Raw genomic sequence first — 26456 nt, 5'->3', positions numbered from 1 at the left:
TAACAAAAAAATTTATTTACAGGCTATAATTGGATTGTGATGTAAAAAATAACAAAATTATCATTCATTTGATTTATGAGGAGGACGAAGTATGAAGTGGCTGGAATTTATTGTTGAAAGAAAGATTTTGGTGGGGTTAATGGTTGTTTTAACTTTATTTATTGGCGGCTATTCCTTACTAAAGCTTGATCAGGAACTAATGCCGGACGTCACTATGGATGGAGCTTACATAGAAATTTATGCAGGTGAAACGGCAGCAATTGAAGTAGAACGGTCGATTACTACACCATTAGAGCAGCAGCTGGAGGGTGTAGAAGGTGTAGAAGACATCAGTTCCACTACAAATATGGGAAGGAGTTCCTTTCAGTTGACTTTCTCACAGGGGGAAGGGGATGAAGTTTATAAAGAAGTTGAATCACTTGTGAACCAGACAGCATCAGAGAACGATGTGATTGACGATATTGAAGCGGGTCAATATGCGACAACACAGGGCTACGAATTTTATATGGACATTTCCGGCGGAGAAGCGGAAGAAATGAATGCCTTCGCTGAAGACGTTTTAGAGCCCCGCCTGGAGAGTCTCCCGGAAGTAAGAGACGCGGCTGTCTCCGGGCAGTCTGAACATGAAGTGGCTATTGAGTTTGATCCGGAAGAGCTTGCAGATCGGAATCTGGATATTAATCAGGTTGTGGGGATCATTGAGCAGGCAAATAATGAAGCAACCCTTGGGGAACTGAGTGAGGAAAGTGACTCTCCTTCACTACGATGGACGGATCAGCTTAACAGCGTAGAAGAAGTAAGTCATATTGAAATTCCTGCTGAAGAAGGATTTATAGAGCTGGACGAACTGGCAGAGGTGAGCCTACAGCCAACAGATTCCTCCTCTTATGTCTGGAAGAATGGAACGAGTGATTTTCTTTTTGTAGAAGTTGGGCGTGTATCAGAAGCCACTCAAATTGAGATGGCGGATGCAGTAAGAGCTGAAGTTCAGGATATTCGAGATGAAGGTCTGATCGACGGTTTTGAGCTTAACGAAATGGTGGCTCAGGCTGATTATGTGGAAGAGTCTCTTGACGGGGTGACTTCAAACATAATAATCGGTGGTATTTTGGCCATAGTTATTCTGCTTTTATTTCTGAGAAGCGTAAGGGCGACGTTCATTATAGGAGTTTCCATCCCGACATCTATTTTATTAACGTTTGCTTCGATGTGGCTTTTTGATTACAGTTTTAACATTTTAACTTTGATCGGGCTCGGATTGGGTATAGGGATGATGGTGGATTCTTCTATCGTAATACTCGAATCTATTTACCGTAAGAAAGAGGCAGGGCTGGCTGACATGAAAGCAGTAATGGAAGGAACGAAAGAGGTAGCTACTGCAGTAATAGCCTCCATGCTTACGACGATTGTCGTGTTCCTGCCTATCGGTCTGCTCGGCGGAGAAACGGGACAGTTTATGATTATGCTGTCTGTCGTGGTGGCCATTACATTAATAAGTTCGGTTATAGTTTCGTTCACAGTTATTCCATCATTATCGGAGAAATTCCTTAAACTGCGTAAGCCGGCTGCATCGAAGAAAGAAAGCCGGATCATAAATAAATACAGCAGGCTTGTGGACTGGACAGTGAGAAAGAAACGTCACAGTCTTGCAGTGATCTCCGTATTTGCTTTAATGTTTATCGGTTCTTTATTTTTAATAACCAAGGTGCCTATGACAATAATGCCGGATATGTTTAATCGGTATTCAGAATTGATGGTAGACTTAGACACGGGTTTGACAAATGACGACAGGGAAAATATTGCCCGGGAAATGAATGAGACGTTATCCGACATTCAGGATGTAGAGTCAAACTATGTTATTGATATGGGCGGAATGTTCTATACTATGATCAATATGACGAAAGACGAGGAAATCACTCGAGAACAAGACGAAATAAATGAAGAAATTCTTAAATCATTAAGAGAACTGGAAGAAGACCAGCCGATTCGATCTGTAGAGAGTATGATGTCCGCAGGGGGAGGCGGTTCTCCGGTACAGGTAAATATTGAGGGAGAAAGATTTGAGGAACTGCAGGAGATCTCTGACGAATTCAAGAAAGAGCTTGAAGGAATAGAAGGGATTGTTGGTGTAACAAGCTCGAATGAACGAACATCTACTGAACAAGAAATTTCTGTAAATGAAGATGCGATAGATGAGGCAGGTATATCAGAAAGTCAGGTTAGACAGACCATTGAGCAAGCCTTTCTGGAAATGCCAATTGGAGAGATCAATGTAGACGATGAAAATGTTCCTCTTACAGTTAAATGGGAGAACCCAGCCTCTTCAGAGTCTGCGCTGCTCGATTTAGAAGTAATAACAGTTGAGGGAGAAGAAAAACTTTCTAATTTTATAGAATTGGTCGAGGTTGAAACCCCAAACGAAATTACTCACTCTAATGGGGAGCGGTTTATGTCACTGACCGCTGATATTGAAGATACTGATTTAGGAACCATTAACCGGGAAGTTCAAAGCGTCATTGATGATTTTGAGACCCCGGCTGGATACAATCTCTCGGTTGCTGGAGATCTTGAACAGCAGCAGGAGCTCGTCCAGGAAATGCTGATCATACTAGGTATTGCTATCTTCCTCGTGTATTTAGTAATGGCTGTACAATTTAACCATTTAGCTCATCCGCTTATTGTTATGTCTGTCATACCAATGACAATTGTAGGTGTTACATTAGGACTGTTCCTCACCCAGCGCGAACTGAGTATTATGTCAGGAATGGGGATCATAATGCTGATAGGAATTGTACTGAATAACGCTATTCTCTATATTGACCGTACTAATCAGTTAAGAAAACAGGGCTATGGAGTTGAGAGTTCTTTAGTAGAGGCCGGAAAAAACCGCATTCGCCCAATCTTTATGACAAGTTTAACGACAGCTGCAGGCATGCTTCCACTGGCTTTAGCTTCGGGCTCTTCAGGGAATTATCAAGCCCCTATGGCTACTGTAATTATTTCAGGGCTGCTATTTGCCACGGTGATTACACTGTTTTTAATACCAGCTGTATATCGACTCTTTACCTATATGCCCCTTCGATTTTGGAAATCAAAGAAAAAGTCTGGAGAGAGCGTTGAAGAAAGAGAATCGGCAAGTTAATCGTACAAAAACCGAACCTTGAAACTTTCAGGGTTTGGTTTTTTAAATCTTAATAAGGTTGACATAAATGAAACGGTGAACTCAATTGAAGCGTCTTATATTATATAATGAATTAACAGTATGAGGGAGGAGCGTGAAAGATTTGGACGTGTGGAATTTTTGGCAGGGTAAAAGGGTCAGGCTAAGGGGTGTAGAACCTGAAGATGCCGATGTTATGTTTAATTGGGATGGCGACAGCGAGGCAATCCAATCAGTCGGATCCATTCCTTTTCCTCATTCCTATAAGAGGTTAAAGGAGCATGTAGAGGCATTGTCTAAGAAAGAGCCCGAAAGCGACCACTATTCATTAATAATTGAAAGCGAGGAGAAGGAAGCAATTGGTATGATCAATACATTTGATTGTGACCGAAGAAATGGAACATTCAAGTATGCCATCCTAATTGCCAGACCTTATCGGGGCCGGGGTTATGCTAAAGAAGCCGTTCACTTGATCATGACTTATTTCTTTAATGAACTAAGTTATCAAAAACTAACGAGCATTGTCTATTCATTTAATAAGTCATCTATTCAGATGCATGAGAACATGGGATTTCAAAAAGAGGGACAACTAAGAAACATGATTTTTACCGGAGGCCATTATTATGACTTTCTTTACTTTGGAATCACTAGAGATGAGTTTAGTGAAAAGGAGTGGGTTTGAATCGATTACGTGAGGGGATTAAGAGAGTTGGTTGGGAGAAGTCCTCTAATTTTAACGGGAAGTGTCGTTATTGTCGTTGATGAGGAAAGAAATATTCTGCTTCAGCACAGGAACGATGGAACGTGGGGGCTCCCGGGAGGCCTTCAGGAATTAGGTGAGAGTATGGAAGAGACGGGGAAAAGGGAAGTAAAGGAAGAAACAGGGCTGGAGGTAAGTGACTGTACATTCTTAGATATTTTTTCCGGGGATAATTACTTTTTTAAACTGGCTAACGGAGATCAATTTTACTCCGTCACAGCTGTATTTGTCACTAACACATTTAGAGGAGAGTTAAAAAACGAGCAAAAAGAAGGAAAAGAAGTGAGGTTCTTCAGTGCAGACTCCCTCCCCGATAACATAAAGAATGAATATAAAGACTATCTCAATAGCTGGAGAAAATTTTATTAGACAGGAGTTGCTTTATATGAATAAACAATGGCTGGATTGGGCTAAACAAATACAATCTACTGCTCAAGCGGGACTGGCTTTTTCTAAAGATAAGTATGACATAGAACGCTACAGACAACTCATGGAGTTAAGCGCGGAAATTATGTCCACTTATTCAAACACTACGATGGATTACATATTGAATTTATTTGAACAGGAAGAAGGGTATTTAACACCCAAAATAGATGTTAGGGCCGTGGTTTTTAGAGAAAATAAAATATTGCTCGTGAAGGAAAAAGTGGATGAAAAGTGGGCGCTTCCTGGAGGTTTCGCAGATGTAGGTGCTTCGTTAACGGAAAATGTTGTAAGGGAAGTAGAAGAGGAAACGGGGTACCAGGCCGTTTTTAAGAGACTGCTGGCGGTTCTAGATTATCATAAGCATGCCCATCCTCCTCAGCCATACCATTACTATAAATTCTTCCTGGAGTGTGATATTTCAGGGACAGCAGCTGAAGATACCCTGGAGACGAGTAATGTAAGCTTTTTTAGTCGTGACCATCTTCCTGAACTCTCAATCAGTCGTAATACAGAATCGCAAATGGAACTTTTTTTCGAGTATTTAGACAATCCGGTCAAGCAGCCTCTAGTAGATTAATTTGGAATTTTTTATAAAAAAAGTAATAAAAATGTTTTATTGTGATGGAAACAGGTTATCGAATAATGCGGGATGAATAGGAAAATTTTTACGTTGCAAGGATGGTGCACAAGGTTACATAAACGTAGAAGTACTATTTCAGCTTGCTAAATTATGATGAGGGGTGTTTCCATATTGAAAAAATTGTTCTCTCTTTCGGCAGCTGCTGTGCTGGCTGTCATACTTCCAACTCAAGTTCTAGCTGATGATAGTGCTTCAGAAATTTTACAGAAATCAAATGAAGCGATGACTGAGCTCGAAAGCTATTCCAGTGAGACGAGCATGGAGCAGACGATGATGATTGCTGGTGAGACGGTTACCACAAATTCTGTGGCAGAACAGGATATTACTCTTGACCCGTTTGCCATGTATCAAGTTACTACAGCCTCAACACCTGAAGAAGATGAAATGCAGCTTGAATCCTATTGGACTGAGGACGGATTTTTTCAAGAAGATCCCGAGGAAGGGTGGATCGAACTTCCTTCAGAGGGTTTGGACGAGCTGAGGAGTTTAGCTATGGCAGAAGACCAGGTTGAGCAGGCAGAAGAGCTGGCGGAAAATATGAATGTAGAGGATCAGGGTGATACTTACCTATTAACTTATGAAGGTGATGGAGAAGCTCTAATGGAAGAGTCACAGGAAATGTTTAGTCAGGGTATGGGTGAAGAAGATTCAGCAATGATGGAAGATATGCTGGGTGAAATGACGATCAATGAAATGAGTTATGAAGTAACCATTGATAAGGAAAATCATTATATGACTCATTTGATGATGGATATCGATATGGATATGGAGATGGAAGGTGAAACTACAACTTCTGAACAGTCTATCGAGATGACTTTAGATAATTTCAATGGAGTAGATGAAATTACGGTGCCTCAAGAGGTGATGGATGAAGCCGTTCCATTGGAAGACGAGATGGACGAAGAGTCGGCTGAAGCGGGGGGAGAACTGCCGGATACAGCTACTAATCTACCTATGCTCATTCTAGCAGGTGCTGCCGCAGCGGGGCTGGGCGGACTGTTGTTGTTTAGGAGACGTCAAGAAACAATTGAATAGTAGTTATTGTTTAATAAGAGGCAGGCCTATTAAATAAAAGGACCTGCCTTACTTTAGTTTTTATGTAGAACAAACAGAGATGCTTGATCTAATAATTCAGGCAAATCCTCCGGCATAAGGTGGCCCTGGTTCTTTTTCACAATTAACTGACATTCGAGACCCTGCCTCTTCATAAGTGAATGAATTCTTTGGACATTTTCGTAAAAAGGATCCTGATCTCCTGTGATAATGACTCCTCGTATATCTTTACTCTCATGTGCCTGAAGGAGTTTCTCTATTTTTGCGGTATCCTGGAAAGAAGGGATAAGAAGAACAAATTTATTAAATTCTTTATTGGCTAAACAGTGTGTCAAAGCTGCATCTGCTCCTTGAGAAGCTCCTGCTACAATGATTTGTTTATTCAGCGTAGAATATATACGTGCAAATTCATTATAAGCCTGACTGATTTCGTCATGAGCTTTATCCTGTTCGTCCCATGTGTAGCAATTCCAGCTGAATAATTGGGAGGATTGAGGAAAAGCCATAAAGTAATTTTGCTTTAAAACAGGGTCCTGCCAATGGCTTATATAATCTTCTGCGTTTGATCCCCGCATGTGAAGCGAGAAAATACAAATATCTGCCTTTGGATTTCCTAAAATATTAAGTTCTGGTTTGGCTGCCTGTTTTTCCTGCTGAAACAGCCGGTCACATTTTTTTATAACGTTTTGATAATCTGGAAGACTTTTTAATGAAGCTAACTCAGGATCATTCTCTAAAATTTCAGGATTCCACCACAATCCTTTTGATAGTACTTCATTGAGTTCGTTAAGTGCTTTTTCTTCTTCTCCTAAGAGACAATATACATCCGCTTTCCATTGGCCGATTCGATCGATTTTCCATGGGAATCGGGATTTACCACTTTCTAATTGAATGATCGCTTCAATGTAATTCTTCTCCTCGGCAAGTTGAATGATTTGTTGTTGAAACGAAACAAAGCTGTTCTCCATTTACACACCTCACCAGCATTTTAAAATCCTATTTTAATAATATCTTATTTGGAAGATTAAGTATATTGTTAGGAGATTCCTTTGTATAGTCCTGGTATACCAGCATATATTCACTATAAAGGAAGGGAGTGTGTGTTGTGGTCTATATGTTTGATCGTGGACAATTCATTGAAGATACAACTCTCAGCGTGAGTGTGAAGAACAAGGGTTTAAATTATGGGTTAGGTGCGATCGATGGCATACGAGCCTTTTGGAATGAAGAGCATAAACAGCTGTATGTGTTCCGCTTAGAAGATCACATCAATAGATTTCATAGTTCTTGCGATAGTTTGTTCATTCCCGTTCCTTACACAAAAGGTGAGCAGTTTCATTTGATCAGAGAGCTGCTATTGTTGAATGAAGTCACTCAAGATGTCTATATACGTCCGATTTGCTTTAAAGGAGAGAGAGAATTAAGACCTAGATTAAGTGATCCTTACAACCGCCTTTCTATCTATGTAGACTTCTCTGAATATGAAGCGAAACCATCTTTAAAGGTGTGCATCTCTTCCTGGACTAGAATAGCCAGCAATGCTATTCCCCCGCAGACTAAATCAAGTGCGGGCTACTTGAACTCCGGGCTTGCGATTCAGGAAGCTGAAATAAATGGATACGATGAAGCTGTTTTTTTAACCGCAGACGGACATGTAAGTGAAGGAGCTACGGAAAATATATTCATTGTTGAAGGCTCGACCTTGATAACTCCTCCGGTTGCTGATGATATTTTTCCGGGAATTACACGGAGCACAGTATTTGAAATAGCTGTGAAGGAGCTGGGATTATCAATAGTGGAACAAAGCTTTACAAGAATTGAGTTGTATGAGGCTGAGGAAGTGTTTTTTACAGGAACAGCTATAGGTATTAAACCCGTAGTAGAAGTAGACCGCCGCGTGATAGGAAGCGGTCAGATCGGCCCCGTCACTCGGAGAATTGAGAGGTTATATGAACAGATGATAAGAGGGAATGTGGCAGCTTATTTAAATTACTGTACCGCTGTTTATTAAATGCAGCAGGGGTTTACAATGTAGGGAAAAGTAAGGAAATATTTTTTGAAGAGGGATCTGAGACGGTCATGAGGTTTAAAAGTCTTCCAAAAAAGAAATAGACCTGTATGTAACTTTAGGAGAATAAGTCTAATGGAGGAGGACATTATGAGGTACCTTGTCGTGTCGGATATTCACGGAGATATTGAAAAGTTTGAGCGTGTCCTGAAAAAAGCGGAGTATCAGCCCGATAAGGATCAGTTGATTTTGTTAGGTGATTATGTTGATCGAGGTCCTGACTCCAGAGAAGTAGTTAAGAAGGTGAAGCGGCTTGTTGAAGAGGATGGAGCTATCGCGCTTAAAGGCAATCACGATGACTTGTTTATTCGCGCAAAGCATGAATCAAAGGCTATGGAGCTGTGGAAGCTGAATGGAGCTTCGACCACTTTTCAATCGTACAAGCACCATATGGAAGAAGTTTACCACGATCAGGAATGGATGAGAGATCATCTGGACATGTATTATGAAACAGAACATTATATTTTTGTCCATGCTGGTTTAAAACCGCATATTCCTCTTGAAAAGCAGGAAGAGCATACTATGCTGTGGACAAGGCATACGGACGAAATTGGTCTTGGGAAAACCGTAGTGCACGGACATACCCCCGTTGAAGATGTTGCTTACTATAGAGATCACATTGATATTGACACAGGAGCTGTATATGGAGGCAAACTAAGTTTATTAGAGCTTCCTTCTCATCAAGTGTATACAGCCTAAAGACGCGGATCGGCAGAACGCGTCTTTTTTTGATAGATTCTGTATAACTAACTACTGCTGATGGTTCCTATCTTAACAATGAACTTATGATTTTCCCCTTTCCTTTGGGAAATAACGGAAATATAAGTTTATTATATGGCTTTTCAGTATATTAACCTTTTAGGTGAAACCATCGAAGGACTTAAAGTAGAGTCAGTGCCCTCATTTACTAGTCCCTGTGTAAGGACAATTAAGCTGGAAAAGTTATGTTGACGCTGAACAAAGGAATTTGTATAATTAAATTACAGAATAGTTTGACAATTATTCGTTCCTCTTTCAGAAAGCGTCAGGTCAGCTTTTTTCATAAAAAAGCAAAAGGAGGAAACAGCAAAGTGGAGCACGATCCGAAGAACCCACTGCCTCCAACAGACGGAGGAACCCCGCAAGTAAAAAAATCTTCAACGGGTCTTGAGGAAAATGTAGGTGGACTGCTTGCTTATTTATTAGGTTTTATTACGGGGATTGTCTTTCTCCTAATTGAGAAAGAGAACAATTTTATCCGCTTTCATGCCATGCAGTCTCTTATTGTATTTGGCGGAATCTTTGTCTTAGGTTTAGTGGTTAATTTTATCCCTATTATAGGAATATTAGTAAGCCTGCTCATTGCTCCTCTATCTCTTGTTCTATGGATTCTATTAATGGTTAAGGCGTATCAGGGTAAAAGGTATCATTTAATGATTACTGGAGATGCAGCTGAAGACTTATTAGAAAAAATGAAATAATAATCATTAGATCTATACAACTATGTACAGTCCATGGACTGTGCTTTTTATTAGAAAGAAATCTACATAGTAGTTAATAAAAAGAAAATTAAGGGAAGGGTAAGAAAAAAGCTTCCAAAAGGTGGAGGATTTCATAATGGCTGCTAAATTTATGAGGCAATTGGATAAGATGGGCAGAGTTGTTATTCCAAAGGATATTCGTGATGAATTACAGTTAAAGGATCAGCACCTGAATGTTTATGAGCTCGAAAGCGGGCGCGGGATTAAAGTAGTGAAGGAAAAAGGTAAAGAAGAAGGAAAGACGCTTGATCGTTATGGACGAGTTGTAATCCCTGTTGAAATAAGGCAGCAGCTAAACTGGGAAGAAGGCAAGCAGGTTGAGATCAGGGTTCTCAATAATGAAGTGGTACTTAATGATCATTCGCAGTATTGTATAGTCTGTCAGAGTGATCAGTCTCTCACGCAGGTGAAAGGCAAGTATTTATGCGAGGAATGCTTAGAGCAGGCAAACAGAAGTATGGGCGGACGCTGGTCTTCTGTATTTAGCGGATTGCTTCATGAATACAGGGAGCACTGCAGAAGTTCACTTACTTTTGAAGATCCAGAGGACATTCATCAAGCAAGAGTGAAGGGAAGACGTTTGGAGGCACTGCTCCAATCTTTAAAAGTTCCTAAAGATCATGAAATATTCGACCCTTTAAAAGAAGCTCATAAGCTTCTAGGCAAAGTGAGAGAGAGTGACGTGGCAATAGAAGCTTTCATCCGCAGGGAAGAAAAGGAAGAGAACCAAAAGCTGGCTCAAATTTATAGACTGCTTCATCAAAGTATAGACGAAAAGAGGAGAAAGCATAGGGATGAGCTGAAAAAATTATTACCTGAGGTAATAAGTGACGATTTCTATGATAGCTGGGAGGCTTTTCTGAAGGATGAATTACACAATTACGTAATGATTTTCAAAATAAACCGCAGGCTTGAACAGTACGAACATTCCTTTAATGAAGCAGTAGATGAGTTTAATAAGGCATGTAAAAAGAAAGGACGAACCTCCAAGCCATCACTTAATGCATTACACAATGTACGTATTGAATCGAAATATCTCCGTTATATCTACAGGTATCTCAACGAAATGTATGAAGAAAACTATAAAAAGCAGGCAGATTATTATGAGGATATTCAAGATCATTTCGGAGAAATAAACGATTTGAAGGATTGGCTGAAAGCATTTAAGAAGCACGAGGATCAAATAGCTGCAAAGAAGAAGCACATAAAAGCGGTCAAGCAGCAGTTACAGGAGGATCTCGCAAAACGAATGGATGAAGTGAAAATAGAAAAATTAGAAGAAGGCAGCTCCGAGTAATTGGAGCTGCTTTTATTATGGGCAGGCACTCACCTCATAAAATCGCCTTCCCGCCGTACCGTGTCTGCCACAGGGCATAAGTCTTTATTCTGAATTGACTACTTTTCACACTTCTGGGCATTTACACATATGATGATTTGCATAAAGAGGTGGTGAAGGATGAAGGAGAAAATGAAGAGACATAATCACGACCCCTTTGCGGTCGAACAGGAAGAGTGGAGGAAAAGGCAAATTAAAGGCCGTCTTAAACAAATACTTACGATATCTTCGCCTATATTCATTTTGCTGCTTTGGGAGTTTTTATCACGTACGGAAATAGTGGATCCAAGATTTTTTCCTCCTCCGACTGAAATTGTTGGAACTTTTTTAGTAATGGGAACAAGTGGAGAGTTATTTGATCACATTGGTATTTCTTTATTTCGAATCTTTGCAGGTTTTTTGCTTGGTGTTATACCCGCGGTTATTTTGGGGCTGATTATGGGGCTCTACTCACCAGTCCGTCATTTCTTCTCTCCGTTAATTATGGCACTTATGCCAATTCCAACCCTTGCGCTCCTTCCCATTATATTAATTATTTTTGGGGTCGGCGAAGTTTCAAAGATTGTGACGATTGCGGGAAGTGTGTTTTTCCCGGTAATTATAAACACAGTGGCAGGGGTTGTTAACATAGATCGAATTTACTTGGATGTGGCAAAGAACTATGGTGCGGATTCAAAGAATTACTTCTTTAAAATCGCACTGCCGGGGTCCCTTCCTGTCATGCTTGAAGGCATCCAAATGGGGCAGGCCATTGCCCTGCTTACGATTGTAGCAGCCGAAATGATGGGGGCTAATTCAGGGATAGGGTATTTGATCTGGACTTCTTATAAAGCCTTTTTGTTAAAAGAAATGTATGTAGGGCTAGTGCTCATTTCATTTTTTGGTTATTTGTTTTCACTGATTTTACGAGGCTTCCAAAATAAACTACTGCCATGGAGGTGAATGAAAAGTTGGTTAATTCAAAGATCTCCATTCGCCATTTAACAAAAGTGTTTTACAAAAAAGGAAATAGTGTGACCGCCCTTAAGGATATCTCAATGGACGTCAAGGACGGTGAATTTATTTGTTTAATAGGACCAAGCGGCTGCGGAAAAACCACGCTGCTCCGCATCCTTGCTGATTTAGAAAAGCCAAGTATTGGTGATTTTACAATTGATCAACGCAAAGAAGGTCGTCCTCTGCAGTCTATGGTTTTTCAGGAACGCGGAGTAATACCATGGTTAACGGTAGAAGAGAATGTGGCATTCGGACTGAAAATGCGGCATCTGCCAAAATCCGTTATAAAGGAAAGAACAGCTTATTATTTAGAAAAAGTCGGGCTGGACCGATTTGCGAAATTATACCCTAAAGAATTATCAGGGGGAATGAAGCAGCGGGTAAGTATCGCAAGGGCATTCGCAAATGATCCTGAAATTCTGTTAATGGATGAACCATTTGCTGCGTTAGATGAACAGAATAAGTTTATTCTACAGGAAGAACTGCTGAGCATATGGGCAGAAACGAAGAAGACTGTATTGTTTATAACACATAGTATTGACGAAGCGCTTCTGCTCAGTGACAGGATTCTGCTCATGAGCACTCAGCCTGGTCAGATTATTGATGAAAAGGTAATTGATCTGCCGCGGCCCCGTAATATGGAGCAGGTAAGAGCCGATCCTGTTATGGCAAAGCATTTTGTAGATATATGGAATCATCTGCATGATGAGGTGCAGAGTTCACGAGTGAAGGGGTAAGAAGGGTGATTTTAATGAAAAAGTGTCAATTTCTATTATTCATACCACTGCTGTTATTAGTTGTATTGATAAGCGGCTGCTCTTCCAATCAGGCAAGTGATGAAATAGAGGAGGATATTAGTGACGGCAATGCTTCAGGTGACTTAGCACCATTAGATGAGAAAGCATCAGTTTTTATTGCTGAAGATGGTGCTGCTTCCGGCGCAGGCTTCTACATCGCGAAGGAAAAAGGATATTTTGAAGAATACAATATCGATGTTGAATTTACACAGTTTGCTAACAGTGATGATATGCTTCCTGCTTTAGCAGCCGGGGAAGTAGATATTGCCGGAGGCGTATCCACATCATCCTTTTTTAATGCCATTGCCCAGGGAATAGATGTAAAGATTATAGCTGACAAAGGTCACTACATTGATGGAAACTCTTACTTCTCGTTTGTTATTCGAGAAGATCTTCAAGATGAGATTAAAGACTATTCAGATCTCAAAGGAAAACGGATTGCCGTTTCATCAAGAAATGCAGTAGACGATTACATCTTTCAGGAAATGCTTAAGCACGCGGGGTTAACGGAAGATGATGTCGAATTCGTGCTTATGTCTGATTTCGGAAATATGCTGGCCGCAATGGGGAATGGATCGATTGACGCCGCTCTGCAGATTGAACCTTTGATTACGCAGGGAATCGAACAAGGCCTGCATGTTCGTTTAGGTGATGCAACTGATTTTGCTCCAAATGCCCAAATTGCAATGGTGCTGGGATCGCCTAAATTCATTCTTGAAGAAGAGGATGTTTCCCTGAGATTTATGGCGGCCTATTTAAAAGGTGTACGCGACTACAATGATGCCTTCCAAAATGGGGAAGGTAAGGATGAAGTTATTGATATTATGACAAAGCATACCGCTTTAAAGGATCCAGAAATATGGGAGAAGGTTTCGATCACAGGCTTGGACCCGAATGGTGAAATGTTTATTGACGACATTAAGAAGCAGTATGATATGTATGAGCAGAATGGGGCTACCCGCGGTGAATTTGATTTCGATACATCCATTGATACATCAGTGACCGAGAAAGCCGTCGAGATTATCGGTGAGTACGAAGCAGAATAAAGAGAGGGTACAATGAAAAATGATCAAAAGTACATTAAAGCGAGTACTTTTGATCATTTTTTTGAAAAAGATAGACAACCTATATTAATGAAGACATTTGAGAAGGGAGGGTGAGCGATGGGCAAGAAGGCTAAAAATAAAAGCAAAGAGGATTTAAATGCTTTAAGACGCGAAAAAGGTGATAAGAAGCAGCATGATGCAAACACACCGACAAAGTGATCAAAATAATCAGTTAGTGAACTCGAGTATAAAATGATAAGTTTTATACTCGAGTTTCCATTATGAAGAATTAGAAAAGGAAACTATCCATATTCGGATAGTTTCCTCAACAAGCAAGCTTAATATGTGATTGGCGAGACTGGTCCGAGATCGATGCCCAAAAGCATCCAGATAATTAAGAAGTTTGACCAGGAGATAAGGAAAATTAATGAACATGGGAACATAACAGAAATCAACGTACCAATCCCCATTTTTTTATCGTATTTCTGTGCAAATGCAATAATGATAGCGAAGTAAGTCATCAACGGAGTAATAATGTTTGTTGCTGAATCGGCCACACGATAAGCCATTTGAGTGAGCTCAGGTGAATAGCCGAGCTGCATCATAATCGGTACAAACACAGGTGCCATCATGGCCCATTTAGCAGACGCGCTTCCGATAAACAAATTAATAAAACCTGCTACTAAAATAAACATGATGATTAATGGAATTCCCGACAAGTTAACAGAATCTAAAAACTGAGCCCCAAAGACACCCAGGACGAGTCCCATATTGAATTCTGTGAAGTAGGCGACGAATTGACCTGCTGTAAAAGCCAGTACAATAAACATACCCATCGATGCCATTGTATCGGAAAGCTGATCAGCTACATCCTTATCGTTACGAATGGTTTTCGTCACTTTTCCGTAAACAAGACCTGGGATGAAGAACAAGAGGGCAATGATCGGAACGAGAGAAGTCATAAACGGTGATTGTACAATGGACCCTTCTTCTCCGCGCATAATGCCATTTTCAGGAACGATCAGCAGAGCAGTACCAATAAGACCAATGAGCAATGCAATACCTGCAGCGATAAGTCCTTTTTTCTTAATAGCGTCTAAACCTTTAAGGTCTTCCGTAAACTCTCCTGTATATTTACCTAAACGAGGCTCAACGATTTTTTCTGTTACCCATGCTCCAACAAGTGTAAGTAAAATTGTAGACGCGATAATGAAGTAATAGTTCATCGCAATATTCATGCCTTCAGCGTATTCCGGATCAATAACTGCTGCAGCATCAATTGTTAATTCGCCGAGCATGGGATCTGTAGCTGATAAGAAAAGGTTTGCACTAAAGCCGGCGGAAACTCCGGCAAAGGCAGCCGCTAAACCAGCAAGCGGGTGTCTTCCTAAAGCAGCAAAAATGACAGCACCCAGCGGAGGCAGCACAACATAACCTGCATCTGAAGCCACACTGGACATAATTCTTGCAAATACTAGTCCCAGGGTTACGAGTTGTTTAGGAACAGACAAAACAAAGCCGCGTAAACAAGCGCTGATGAGTCCTGATCTTTCGGCAATTCCTATACCAAGCATAGTGACCAGTACCACACCAAGCGGAGCAAATTCAATGAAGTTATCTACCATGCTTTCAAAGATATATTGAATTCCTTCACCATTCAGCAGATTTGTAACCTCTACTGTTTCTCCTTCTTCACCAGGATGTTCCACACTCACACCCGTGGCAGAGATGATGGCAGATAAAGCTAAAACAGCTAACGCTAAAACAGAGAATAATGTAACAGGATGAGGAAGTTTATTTCCTAAATGCTCTGACCCCGTCCAGAAAACGTTGGAATAATCCTTTACGGCTTTTTTCCATGTTTCATTCTCCCTCTCTAATTCGGAAAAAGATTAAAAGTTATATAATTTTCCGAAAATTGTTTGTAAAATTATTTAATAAAAAACGTAAATATTATTATATTAGATGTTGTGAAAATTGAAATAGATTTAAAAAAAGCTTAAAAAATGAAAAGATTTTGTCATTTTTGCATGAAATTTGCAATCTCGAATGAAGAGAGTTACTTTTTAATGATTTAATTTGATAAAATGAGTAATTTGTTCGATAAGAAGAATTAGTTTATAAGAAATTTATGGAATAAACAGAGATTTAAAATAAGTTATGATATATTTCTTATATGAGAAGAGGAAAAAGGAGGGATGGTATGGGAGTTTTAATCTACTTGGCAGGGACTGCGGTGTCTTTACTGATACTGTACTATATTATTGAATCAGCAGTGAAAAACGGGATTGATAAATCCAGGTTAGGCGGGATAATCGCGAAGAATAATGGAGTAGATCTACATAAGCAGTCGAACACACGTGAGTCATGGCTTGACGATGATTTGGATAACCAATAAAAAGGTATAGGAGTTTTTATATGGATCAAATTCTAATGGATTTTCCTCATGAGTTTGAAACACAAAGATTACATATTCGTCTGCCGCTACCGGGTGATGGGAAGAAAGTCTATCAAGCCATACAGGCCTCACTTCACGAGATCAAGCCCTGGCTTCCATTTGCACAGCACGATCAGACGGAAGAAGAGACAGAAGTTAATATTAGGCATGCCCATATCAATTTCTTGAAAAGAGAAGATCTTCGAATGCTTGGCTTTCATAAAGAGACCGGCGAGCTGGTTTGTTCCACGGGGCTGCATCGTATGAACTGGGATGTACCTAAATTCGAGATTGGCTATTGGGTAGATTCACGCTACAGTGGAAAAGGCTATACAACTGAAGCTGTAGACGGATTAACAAGATTTGCATTCCGCGAACTTCATGCGAAGCGCGTGGAAATACGGTGTGATGCGATAAATCATAGAAGCCGTGCTATACCGGCGAAGCTGAATTTTCAATTAGAAGGCATACTTAGGAACGAGGACGTATCCGTCGACGGCCTCGAGGTAAGAGATACATGTATTTACGCAAAGGTAAAAACGTAATGAGAATCGTACTTGAATTGTTAAGAATTATATTGGTTTTCGGTCTGTTGGGCGGTTTTCTATGGGTTCTGGTAAAGGATATGTATACGTGGAATATAGTCACTATTCAATATCAATGGCTGGCAGGTATAGGGATCTACATCATTCTCTTTATTCTTTATCGGAACGTCTGGCAATTCAGAGGCTGGTACACCAAATTTAGACGCTTCTTTTTTAATGGATGACGGTCATTATAAACAGGGGCGTCTTTTGTATGTATAGTGTTTTTTAGATACACTGTGTGTACAAGAAGCAGCAGGAGGTAGAAAGAAGTGAGAACTCCTTTTAAAGCGGCATCAATTCAGTTTAACCCAAAATTAAATCGTCGTAATGCGAATATAAGAGAGTTGAAATCCCGTGTAAAGCAGGCTGCAGAACAAGGGGCAAAGCTTATCGTCACTCCTGAAATGGCGACGACAGGATATCATTATTTAGACCGCTCTGCCATTAGTACGTATGTAGATACGATTCCCGGCCTGACGACGGATCAGTTCTCTGAAATCGCTGAAGAGTATAATGTGTATATTGTCATTGGAATGGCGGAGGAGGATCTGGAAACAGGTCTTTATTATAATTCAGCCGCTCTTGTTGGGCCGGAAGGTTTTATAGGGAAATACCGAAAAATCCACCAGTGGGTAGTCGAGAATTATTGGTCCTGCTGGGGCGACACCGGCTGTCCAGTATATGAAACACAGATAGGTAAAATTGCAATGATTATATGTCAGGACTCTACTTATTTGGAATCAGCCCGGCTGGCAGCTGTGAACGGTGCGGATATTTTATGCTTTCCTACGAATTCTTCCAGTGCTTCTATTTCAATGCTGCAGCATTGGGCAGAGATGAACGGACTCTATGTAGTGAGTGCAAACCGTTCAGATAAAGAAGAGGATTTTCAAATGATTGGTGCGAGTGCCATCTGGTCTCCATATGGGCACAAAGTGGTTGAAGCACCAATTTCAAGAGTCGAAGAAGGGAGTGGTCCCGACAGGGTGATGGGGAAAATTAACCCTGCTCACTATCAAAACCCTGCCAAAGATCGACTGCTTGAGCGGAGAATGGATTCCTACAAGGATTTGATGTTATTTCTCGGTCCCTGGGATTATACAAAGAATACACAGTCACGGCACATTAAGGCAGCTGCTGTTCAATATGAACCTGTTATTGGCAATAAGGAAATTAATTTGAATAAAGTAATACAACTCATTGAGGAAAAAGTTGAAGAGGACGTCCAATTAATTGTTCTCCCAGAGGTTTCGGTCATCGGACCTGTGAAGACGAAAAAGAAACAGGATATTCATGATTATGCAGAAACGGATGATGGCCCCACCATCCGGGAAATGAAGAGGCTTGCCAAAGAGAAAAAAGTTCACATTGTTTTTGGGTTTGCTGAAAAAGAACTCCCGCACTATTATAATTCAGCTGTATTAATAAGCCCCGTGGGGGAAGTGATCGGCAAGCATAGAAAAATCCACTTAGATGACTGGGATGAACATTGGGCCACACCTGGCAACCAGATTTTTATAACCCCGGTAAATGGTTTTGGCCGGGTTGGCATGATGATAGGATATGATGCAGTCTTTCCCGAAGTGGCAAGTGTGCTGGCTGTAAAAAGGGCGGATATGATTTGTGTGCCGACGAGCTGGAATGGACAATATGGTGTGGAGCTGGCGATGAATGAGAAGATGTTTGCGAAGCCTTATCCTGATGGGACGGTGTCTACATGGGACGCCGTAGCGAAAGGGGCTCAGTCTTTTACAATTGTGGCTAACTTTGTAGGCACGGAGCATGATTTCAAAGGGAGAAGCGCTATCTACAATTTGGATCAAAACTATACAGAAGATGAGACAGTGATCACATCGGGGAAAGAGCAGGAAGTTCTCGTTAACAGTTTTCATACGATGAAGACGGACTGGTGGCTTGATCAGGAGAAGTTAATATTAACGAGAAGAACGGCATTCTATAAGCCGCTTGTTACGCGTGAGCCGCCGTTTTTTTAACTATTAAAAGCAGTCCTCGGTTATCCAGGGACTGCTCCTCTTATTGGGCAGAATTCTTTTCCGTTTTGTTAATAACTGATGTCCCTACAAGGTCACCGGTTACATTTAATGCTGTAGCTCCCATCCCTATGAGAACGTCTACAGAAGCCAGTAGGGCAACTGCTTCCATTGGCAGGCCGACCTGTGTAAATACAGTGGCAATCATAACAATGCCCGCGCCGGGAACTCCAGCTGTCCCAACAGAAGCAAGGGTGCCAACGAGAACCACTTGTAGAATCTCGGCAAAGCTTAATGGATCGTTAATAACATTGGCTGCAAATACGGCAGAAACGGCGATTCGAATCGCCGCTCCGTCCATATTTATTGTCGCCCCGAGCGGTAAACTGAATCCATATAAGCTTTTATTTAGATTTAAGCTGCGGGCAGCATTTAATGTCAGCGGCAGTGTGCCCGTACTGCTCTGCGTCACAAAAGCAGTAACCAGCGGGGTCCGGGCCTCTCTGAAAAAGGAACCCAGGCGGATTCTGCTGATTAACAATATACCTGCATAGATAGCAAGTTGAACTATAATGGCAATATACAAGACCCCGACAAATTTACCAAGCTCTGTTAAAGTATTTACGCCCTGACTGCCTACTACATCTGCAATAATAGCAAAGATGCCAATGGGTATAAATTGCAGGATCCCTTTCATAACAGTGAGCGTGGCTTCATTCAATGCATCTATCCCTCGATAAAGTTTCTCACCTGCTTGATGGTAGTCAGAGGTTGACCGCAAATAGGAGATGGCAATACCAAAAACGAGAGCAGTAAAAATAATGCCTAATAAGTTCAGTTCCGTGAAGGCTGTTACAATGTTGTCCGGGACAATATTTAGTAGTACTTCTATAACCCCCGGGTTATCAGGTGTGTCAAAACTCTCATCTCCTCTTAGCGATGTTCCTGTTCCAGTGTTGAATAAACCAGCCACTGCTATTCCAATAAATATGGCTAAAGCAGAAGTAGCCAGGTAATAAGTGAACACCTTTCCTCCCATTCTCCCCAGACTGCCGATGTTTGTTTGATTCACCCCGACAATTAAAGTGAAGAGAATAAGCGGAAGAATGATGAATTGCAGTAAGCGGAGCAGTAAGTCCCCTAACGGTTCTAACACACTGGCATTTTCACCGAATATGAGTCCAGCGGCAGCTCCAAGTATAAGGGCAATTGTAATTTTTTTAATAAGTGAGATGCGGGTATAAGCACTTAGAAATCCCTTCATTAGAGGTCCTCCTTTTTAAAAATATAATTCTGATCGATTTACTTAGCATTGATTTAAACACAATACCTGATGATGGATGGGATGTCAATTGCTGTGCACTTCTATAAAGTATTCCCCAGATAAGGAGTCTCTGTGCATATGGAGTACTTTTTCATATGACTTTTCATAAAAGATTGTAGTAGGATGAAAATATAAAGAAAGGGGTTGCACGCCATGTATGAAGGGTTACATCATGTATCGATTATTGTAACTGATATCGACCGGGCAAAGCATTTTTATGGAGAAATTCTAGGTTTTGAAAAAAGTGAAGAACGGCCTGATTTTGGATTTCCGGGCGCATGGTATCAGGTTGGTATGACGCAGATCCACTTGATCGTCCATGAAAAAGGAAACACATTGAGAGGGACTACAGAAATCGACAGCCGTGACGGTCACTTTGCGATTAGAGCGAAGAACATGGACCAAGTTATTAATAATTTAGAGAAGCACAATGTTGATTTTGTAAACAAACCTGATAATAAAACGGACTGGCACCAGGTTTTTATAAGTGATCCAGATGGTAATTTGATTGAGTTTAATAAATAGATAATCACTCCCCAAAAGGAGGAATTACTTTGAACTCGTTCATTCGCAGCGATCAGTTTAATTTTATTAAAAATCAAACGGTCCATTTAATCAATGGCCATTCTACCGTTAATGATACAGGGGTTATTCAAGCACTTAAATCCATCTCTGAAGAAAAAGTGTTCAATAAGTTTGAAGGACTGACAGGACCGCAGGCCGATTTGGTTAAGAAAGTAACAATCATTGAAGATCAGGCAGATGCCGTCCTCGTGTTGTCCCAGCTGAAGCATTATGTTATCCCTTTCCCTGAAATACCAGAGGAAAAGCTTAAGAAATTGTTTCCCCAAGAGAAGAAATTTAAAGTCCCGCTGCTGCGGAATGTTGATCGTCGTGAACTTTCTTATTTAGGTTGGAATGATCCTGCTGCTCACAGGAAATTCATCGTATTTCTTGAAGGATCTGGATTGAAGGGGATCACTGGCGATTTTATTAAATCTCTTTCCAAAGGAATTTGTTCGATTTGTAACGAGTACGAAAAAGTGGGGATGTTTACGACTACTATTAAGGAGTCCGAACACCATACTGTTAAAAGAGGGAACTACATTTGTCAGGATAGTATGACGTGCAATCAAAAAATTACTTCGCTGCAGCCCCTGCACGAATTTTTGGAGCGTTTAGAGGTGCAGGGGGAGAATTAGACAGGTCATTTCTTTGTCACTCCTTCCCGGCAGGCATAATATATAAGAGCACCTAAAAAGAAGGGGATCGCATGAGTACGATTTTTGACAATGATCAGTTTGAAGAAGAGAACAGCGGTGATTTCTACGAAAACAACTTTGCTGATCTGCTTCAATTATTCGGGCAGTGGCTGGTTACTGCAGGGGATGCAATTACTCTTGCGGGCCAGTCGATTGCGTTAGCTCAAGCCAAACAAGACGAACTTGAAGAGCAGCAGGAAGAAAAAAAAGAAAGACAGGAACAGAAGAACATGCAGCGGCAAATTGAGGAATTGCAGAAGCAGCTTAAGGAGCTGCAGGACCAGAATGCACGTGGCTATTCGCGTGCCCGGTACTAGTTTGCAAGTTTTATGGAGGCTTTTCTTATGGGAAAAGCCTTTTTTCGTTAGTGTCTGCCGTAAGTTTTACGGAAATGCAGATGATTCATGATTCCGTCATTGTTATTACTTTAATACTAACTAGAGCATTCAACAGAGTAATTCTTAAAGAGAATCATTAAGAAACTTTTCGATTTTACTAAACAATATCTCTCTAGTTTCAGCATTTCCATTAATTAATTCGTGCTGTCCTTCATCCAGGAGTATGATCGTTGCATTCCCAAACCTTTTATTAAGAAAGGAAAGGTTATAAGGCCATTCAACGGTATCATCTTTATTCCCCTGGATAATGAGCATTTCTGTGCTCAGCGGAGGATAATGATGAATCGTTTTATTCCATTCCATTAAAGCCCTTAACCAGCTCAGAGGAATTGCTTTTGGCTGAAGGGGATCACTTTTTAAAAAAGCCACGTATTCTTTACTCATCGTTCTTTTTTTAATTTGCCTTCTTACCCTTTTAATAAAGGGAATGACCTGAATTAAGCCGTAAGCGGCCTTTGTTAAGTACCAGTGGTTTGAACGGACAAGGGGTGCAAGTAAAATGACTTTATCGAAAGGGTGGAATCGGTTTTTTAATAGATAATCTATAATTATGGCTCCTCCCGTACTGTGACCAATAACGTAAAAAGGGTCTGGCATTTCTATTTTTACTTTTTCCATTAATCCCTCAAGTGTAGTTACATAATCAGTGAAGCTTGTAACAGTAGCTCGTTCTCCGTTGGACAAACCATGACCTTGCAGGTCGTAGCTGATCACACGGTAGTTTAATTGGGTTAAATGTTTAATCATTTTATTTAAATGTCCTACGTGGTTTAAGTAACCATGTAAAAGGAAAACAGTCGCTTTACTTTTTTTCGGACTGAAGATTTGAACAGAAATCTCGGTACCATCCACGACCAGCTTACCTAAGTTAAATTCTACATGAGGAAAATCCAAACCGTAAAATTTTAAATAGGCGGCTATTTCATCATTTATTTCTATAGGGTGGTGAAAGTCAAGCTTGTGCTCAAGATTGGTCAGCTGGGCTATAATTTTTTCTATACTCATGAAGCTTTCCTCCTAGGTGATGTATTTCTATTATGAACGAAGATTATAGAACTATTTCTTTAAATAGTAAATTGCAGGGAAGAGGGAAACGTAAGAAAAATAATTTGAAATGAGGCGTCTGTATATGAGGTATGACTGTATTATTATAGGTGGGGGAATAGCTGGTCTGCAGGCTTCTATTCAATTAGGAAGATATATGAGGAGTGTAGCGGTGATTGATAGTGGCGAAGGACGCTCCACTTTGTGTCAAAAATATAATAACATTTTAGGTTTTCCTCACGGCGTTAGCGGTAGAACATTACGTCAGGCAGGACGCGAGCATGCGGAGCGGCTGGGTGTACATTTTTACAACGATGAGGTGCGAGATTTACATAAAAACAGCAGGGAGTTTGAGGCATGCGGGCAACTGAGTTTTAAAGGCAGGACCGTTTTATTGGCAGCAGGTGTTAAAGATCATATTCCCGCGATTGAAGGGATCGAACCTTGTCTCGGTCTATCCGTCTATGTTTGTCCAGATTGTGACGGCTATGAAGTGAAAAACAAAAAAACCGTAGTGCTGGGGTCAGGTGATACGGGTGCTTCACTTGCCAACACTCTAACTTATTGGAGTTCAGATATCACCTTCATCAATCATGACCAGAAGCCTGTATCTGCTCAATTGAAGCGGACATTAGAAGCTCGTAAAGTTATAATAGTAGAAACAGGAGTCCGTAAGATAACGCAGAAACACGGAGAAATTAGTTCTGTCGAAACTATGGAAGGCCGTATCATTAAAGCGGAAAAAGGATTCGCTGCATTTGGAGGAAATATTGTACGGTCGGATCTCGCTGCACAACTGGGTGCTGAGACAAAGGAAAATAAACATTTAGTATTAGATCCGCAGACTAAAATGACTTCGGTTAACGGGCTCTGGGCAGCAGGGGACGCGGCAGCTCACTCAGAATTAGTGACAGCAGCTATGGGAGAAGCGTCGATTGCAGCTTTATGGATTCATAAAACTTTGTTAAAAGAACAGAAAAACAAGGATTGATCAATAGAGGAGGGAGATGGAAAAATGAACGAACAACTGGTTCGTGTCGGGACTACATACCTGCCGGTGAGTAACGTGGAGAAATCTCTTCAATGGTATGTTGAAAAATTAGGAGCAGCGTTAAGCTATAAAGATGAGGAGAAAGCTATTGTAAATATGGCAGGGCAAAGCTTCTTTCTCGTTAGTGCTAAATATGGGGAAACTTCTAATTTCACAGATGCAAAAGGACGATGCCGCTTTGCCTTCACATTTGAAGTGGACGGGGAGGAGGCGTTACAAAATATTCGTAACCAATTTATTGAAAATAGGGTGCAGGTTGGTGAAATAGAAGATCGGGGTCATAAAGGCAGGAATTTTGTCTTCTATGATTTAAATGGGAATCAATTTGATGTCTGGAGTGTATTAAGTAAAGATGTCTAAAAATCAGAGGAAATTGCCACTCTACGTCCAGGTGAAAAATAAAATGATCAGAAATATAAGTGAGGGCGTGTGGTCAGAAGAAGAAGCGATTCCGTCTGAAAGTCAGCTTATGGAGCAGTACAATGTCAGCCGGACCACCATTAGACAAGCTGTTCGTGACTTAGTCCAGACGGGGATCTTAGAAACACGCAGAGGAGCACCGACAAAAGTACGCCGCAGTCCTCGTGAAAATATGAATACCTCCGGGGTGGTGCATCACGAATTAGGGGAAAGGATGACTGTTAAAGTTCTATCAGAAGGGTTTCGTCCCTATCACTATTTTGCCGCAGCTCAGCTGATTTGCTCGGAGGAAGAAGAGATTTATGAATTGGAAAGGCTTCGATTATCAGACGGGAGACCGATTGCGATTCAGCATATGTTCATGCCGAAAAAGGTTGGTGAAAGGGTGGCTGATCAATCGAATGTCATTTTTGATCTCTTTCCTCAGCTCGGACGCCACAATATTCATTATGCAGCGATTAAAGAGAATGTTACAGCCAGCAATGCTACCCGTTATGAAGCTGATCTGCTCGGAATTACCCCGGGGGAAGCATTGATAGATATCGAACGCATCACGTTAGGGCTTGATCAGGAACCAATAGAATATAGTCGTACTAAATACATTCCTTCTTACTTCCATTACAAAATTGAGATAAGTAACTAAATTCATCTTGTTGTAATATGTATTATCTTATTATAACATGTAAGTAATAACAGAAGGAAGGCGGTAAAACTATATGGGAAAGCTTCACAGTATTCGGCATGACAAGACACAGATTGACCTTGTGAGAATGCGTCAATACCGATTAGGCAGAGTACGCGACCAGCTAAAAAAACTCGGCTGCGGGGGCATTGTGATTTTTGATCCGGTGAATTTGCGCTACGCAACAGGAAGCAGGAACATGCAAGTGTTTATGCTGAGAAACCCGGCGCGATATGCTTTTATTCCTGTAGAAGGTCCGGTGACACTATTTGACTTTCCAAACTGCGAGCATTTATCAGAAGGATTAGAAACGATTGATGAAGTACGTCCTGCGATTACATTATCGTATGTCGCATCTGGAGAGAATTTATATGACAACGCTAAACAGTGGGCTAAAGAAATAGAAGACCTTGTGAGGCAGCATGCAGGAGAGAATAAGAAGCTTGCTGTTGATTATATTCCGTCTGTAGGAGCCATCGAATTAGCTAAACGGGGTATCGAAGTAATGGACGGTCAGGAGCCAGTTGAACATGCGCGCAGTATTAAAAATAAACAAGAAATAGAAGCGATGAAAATTTCAGTCCGCACTGCGGAAGAGGGTATGATTCGAATGCAGGAGGCACTGAAACCCGGCATAACGGAAAATGAATTATGGTCTTACCTTCATCAAACGAATATTGCTCAAGGCGGTGATTATGTAGAAACGCGGCTGTTAAGCTCAGGACACCGTACCAATCCCTGGTTTCAAGAATGCAGTGATAAAGTGATTAATGAAGGGGAATTGGTCGCTTTTGATACCGACATGAATGGTCCGTTTGGCTACTTTACTGATATCAGCCGTACATTTTATTGCGGAGACAGCGAGCCGGGTGAGGAGCAAAAGCGGTTGTATCAAACAGCCTATGAACAAGTTCAATACAACCTCAACCTGTTAAAGCCGGGAATGTCATTTAGAGAATATGCCGAGAAAAGCTGGAAGATACCGGAAGAGTTCTTCCCTAACCGTTACTTTACTGTGGCCCATGGAACGGGACTTAGTGGTGAATATCCTTATATTGTTTACCCGCAGGACTTTGAGGAGAAAGGGTATGACGGTGAGATTGAGGAGAATATGGTACTTTCCGTAGAAAGCTATATAGGTTCTCCTCTAGGAAAAGAAGGGGTTAAGTTAGAGGAACAGCTTCTTGTTACGAAAGATGGCGTAGAAAATTTCTCGGATTTCCCTTTTGAACAAAAGCTATTAAAATAACTCTGAACTGCATCCAGTTACTTACGTCCTGTAAGCTTTTTTATAATTTGTGCCCCCTTCAGGTTGGATAAGTGTCCAACCTGAAGGGGGCACTACACTGAAAGCCTGATGAGGCATTAAAATAGGAAGATCGATTAAGTACGGTACGTTGGGTGGGGCCTTGGAAAGGGAGTCGTTTCCTAAAAACCTTCCTGATCATGCAAGAAATA

The 26456-nt window shown here is 40.9% G+C and carries 26 protein-coding genes and 1 pseudogene; 23 read left to right on the top strand and 4 right to left on the bottom strand.

Going from position 1 to position 26456, the window contains the following annotated elements; translation table 11 throughout:
• Positions 1–91 precede the first annotated feature (91 nt).
• The 5 genes from LF822_RS18455 (at position 92) to LF822_RS18435 (ending at position 6021) form a co-directional block, all read left to right on the top strand.
• Positions 92–3142 (top strand): efflux RND transporter permease subunit, encoded by a 3051-nt coding sequence (locus tag LF822_RS18455; RefSeq protein WP_253925573.1) that lies wholly within the window; start codon positions 92–94, stop codon positions 3140–3142.
• A gap of 133 nt (positions 3143–3275) precedes the next feature.
• Positions 3276–3842 (top strand): GNAT family N-acetyltransferase, encoded by a 567-nt coding sequence (locus LF822_RS18450; protein ID WP_253925572.1) that lies wholly within the window; start codon positions 3276–3278, stop codon positions 3840–3842.
• A 27-nt stretch (positions 3843–3869) separates the two neighbouring features.
• Complete coding sequence (locus LF822_RS18445) at positions 3870–4289, top strand: NUDIX hydrolase (RefSeq protein ID WP_253925571.1); 420 nt, start codon at positions 3870–3872, stop codon at positions 4287–4289.
• A 16-nt stretch (positions 4290–4305) separates the two neighbouring features.
• Complete coding sequence (locus LF822_RS18440; protein WP_253925570.1) at positions 4306–4923, top strand: NUDIX hydrolase; 618 nt, start codon at positions 4306–4308, stop codon at positions 4921–4923.
• A gap of 174 nt (positions 4924–5097) precedes the next feature.
• Positions 5098–6021 (top strand): DUF6612 family protein, encoded by a 924-nt coding sequence (locus LF822_RS18435; RefSeq protein ID WP_253925569.1) that lies wholly within the window; start codon positions 5098–5100, stop codon positions 6019–6021.
• 53 nt (positions 6022–6074) lie between these two features.
• Here the strand turns inward: LF822_RS18435 and LF822_RS18430 are convergent, their stop codons facing one another.
• Entirely contained in the window at positions 6075–7007 is a 933-nt protein-coding gene (locus tag LF822_RS18430; RefSeq protein WP_253925568.1) for an alpha/beta hydrolase, read from the bottom strand.
• Positions 7008–7153: 146 nt separating this feature from the next.
• On the opposite strand from LF822_RS18430, the gene LF822_RS18425 reads away from it, so the two are divergent.
• The 7 genes from LF822_RS18425 (at position 7154) to LF822_RS18395 (ending at position 13802) form a co-directional block, all read left to right on the top strand.
• Positions 7154–8050, top strand: coding sequence for a branched-chain amino acid transaminase (locus LF822_RS18425; protein WP_253925870.1), 897 nt, complete (start codon positions 7154–7156; stop codon positions 8048–8050).
• Positions 8051–8194: 144 nt separating this feature from the next.
• Complete coding sequence (locus LF822_RS18420; protein ID WP_253925869.1) at positions 8195–8806, top strand: metallophosphoesterase family protein; 612 nt, start codon at positions 8195–8197, stop codon at positions 8804–8806.
• A gap of 371 nt (positions 8807–9177) precedes the next feature.
• The gene (locus tag LF822_RS18415; protein WP_253925567.1) at positions 9178–9567 is read left to right on the top strand and encodes a DUF4870 domain-containing protein; all 390 of its coding nucleotides are present in this window, start codon (positions 9178–9180) and stop codon (positions 9565–9567) included.
• 136 nt (positions 9568–9703) lie between these two features.
• A complete protein-coding gene (locus LF822_RS18410; RefSeq protein WP_253925566.1) occupies positions 9704–10924 on the top strand; it encodes a CHAD domain-containing protein in 1221 nt (406 codons plus the stop codon).
• A gap of 159 nt (positions 10925–11083) precedes the next feature.
• Positions 11084–11905 carry an ABC transporter permease gene (locus LF822_RS18405; RefSeq protein WP_253925565.1) on the top strand — a complete coding sequence of 274 codons (822 nt, stop codon included), beginning with the start codon at positions 11084–11086 and terminating at the stop codon, positions 11903–11905.
• A gap of 8 nt (positions 11906–11913) precedes the next feature.
• Positions 11914–12696, top strand: a complete 783-nt coding sequence (locus LF822_RS18400; RefSeq protein ID WP_253925564.1) for an ABC transporter ATP-binding protein — start codon at positions 11914–11916, stop codon at positions 12694–12696.
• Between the two features lie 14 nt (positions 12697–12710).
• Complete coding sequence (locus LF822_RS18395) at positions 12711–13802, top strand: ABC transporter substrate-binding protein (protein ID WP_253925563.1); 1092 nt, start codon at positions 12711–12713, stop codon at positions 13800–13802.
• Between the two features lie 338 nt (positions 13803–14140).
• On the opposite strand, the pseudogene LF822_RS18390 reads toward LF822_RS18395, so the two are convergent.
• Positions 14141–15662, bottom strand: a pseudogene (locus tag LF822_RS18390) (AbgT family transporter).
• A 343-nt stretch (positions 15663–16005) separates the two neighbouring features.
• Here LF822_RS18390 and LF822_RS18385 point away from each other — a divergent pair.
• From LF822_RS18385 to LF822_RS23185, 4 genes are all read left to right on the top strand, one after another.
• Entirely contained in the window at positions 16006–16200 is a 195-nt protein-coding gene (locus tag LF822_RS18385; RefSeq protein WP_253925562.1) for a DUF6019 family protein, read from the top strand.
• A gap of 20 nt (positions 16201–16220) precedes the next feature.
• A complete protein-coding gene (locus tag LF822_RS18380; RefSeq protein WP_253925561.1) occupies positions 16221–16784 on the top strand; it encodes a GNAT family N-acetyltransferase in 564 nt (187 codons plus the stop codon).
• A complete protein-coding gene (locus tag LF822_RS18375; protein ID WP_253925560.1) occupies positions 16784–17008 on the top strand; it encodes a hypothetical protein in 225 nt (74 codons plus the stop codon). Before LF822_RS18380 ends, LF822_RS18375 begins: the two co-directional genes overlap by 1 nt.
• An 87-nt stretch (positions 17009–17095) precedes the next feature.
• A complete protein-coding gene (locus LF822_RS23185) occupies positions 17096–18820 on the top strand; it encodes a nitrilase-related carbon-nitrogen hydrolase (protein ID WP_253925559.1) in 1725 nt (574 codons plus the stop codon).
• 40 nt (positions 18821–18860) lie between these two features.
• On the opposite strand, the gene LF822_RS18365 is transcribed toward LF822_RS23185, so the two are convergent.
• On the bottom strand, positions 18861–20081 hold the full coding sequence (locus LF822_RS18365; protein ID WP_253925558.1) for a dicarboxylate/amino acid:cation symporter: 1221 nt from the start codon (positions 20079–20081) through the stop codon (positions 18861–18863).
• 213 nt (positions 20082–20294) lie between these two features.
• Between LF822_RS18365 and LF822_RS18360 the strand changes: the two genes are divergently transcribed.
• From LF822_RS18360 to LF822_RS18350, 3 genes are all read left to right on the top strand, one after another.
• The gene (locus LF822_RS18360) at positions 20295–20666 is read left to right on the top strand and encodes a VOC family protein (RefSeq protein WP_253925557.1); all 372 of its coding nucleotides are present in this window, start codon (positions 20295–20297) and stop codon (positions 20664–20666) included.
• Between the two features lie 29 nt (positions 20667–20695).
• On the top strand, positions 20696–21343 hold the full coding sequence (locus LF822_RS18355; protein WP_253925556.1) for a FusB/FusC family EF-G-binding protein: 648 nt from the start codon (positions 20696–20698) through the stop codon (positions 21341–21343).
• 71 nt (positions 21344–21414) lie between these two features.
• Positions 21415–21720: a hypothetical protein gene (locus LF822_RS18350; protein ID WP_253925555.1), complete on the top strand. Its 306-nt coding sequence runs from the start codon at positions 21415–21417 to the stop codon at positions 21718–21720.
• 144 nt (positions 21721–21864) lie between these two features.
• Here LF822_RS18350 and LF822_RS18345 read toward each other — a convergent pair whose 3' ends face one another.
• A complete protein-coding gene (locus LF822_RS18345; RefSeq protein ID WP_253925554.1) occupies positions 21865–22806 on the bottom strand; it encodes an alpha/beta hydrolase in 942 nt (313 codons plus the stop codon).
• 124 nt (positions 22807–22930) lie between these two features.
• Here LF822_RS18345 and LF822_RS18340 point away from each other — a divergent pair, with 124 nt between their 5' ends.
• From LF822_RS18340 to LF822_RS18325, 4 genes are all read left to right on the top strand, one after another.
• The gene (locus tag LF822_RS18340; RefSeq protein ID WP_253925553.1) at positions 22931–23836 is read left to right on the top strand and encodes an NAD(P)/FAD-dependent oxidoreductase; all 906 of its coding nucleotides are present in this window, start codon (positions 22931–22933) and stop codon (positions 23834–23836) included.
• A gap of 24 nt (positions 23837–23860) precedes the next feature.
• Positions 23861–24256: a VOC family protein gene (locus LF822_RS18335; protein WP_253925552.1), complete on the top strand. Its 396-nt coding sequence runs from the start codon at positions 23861–23863 to the stop codon at positions 24254–24256.
• Entirely contained in the window at positions 24249–24959 is a 711-nt protein-coding gene (locus LF822_RS18330) for a GntR family transcriptional regulator (RefSeq protein ID WP_256522335.1), read from the top strand. Before LF822_RS18335 ends, LF822_RS18330 begins: the two co-directional genes overlap by 8 nt.
• A gap of 73 nt (positions 24960–25032) precedes the next feature.
• Positions 25033–26247: a M24 family metallopeptidase gene (locus LF822_RS18325; RefSeq protein ID WP_253925550.1), complete on the top strand. Its 1215-nt coding sequence runs from the start codon at positions 25033–25035 to the stop codon at positions 26245–26247.
• Positions 26248–26456: the final 209 nt, after the last annotated feature.

This window comes from Halobacillus sp. A5 (genome assembly GCF_024189315.1).
Taxonomy (GTDB): domain Bacteria; phylum Bacillota; class Bacilli; order Bacillales; family Halobacillaceae; genus Halobacillus_A.
This window is presented reverse-complemented; position numbering and strand designations above follow the sequence as displayed.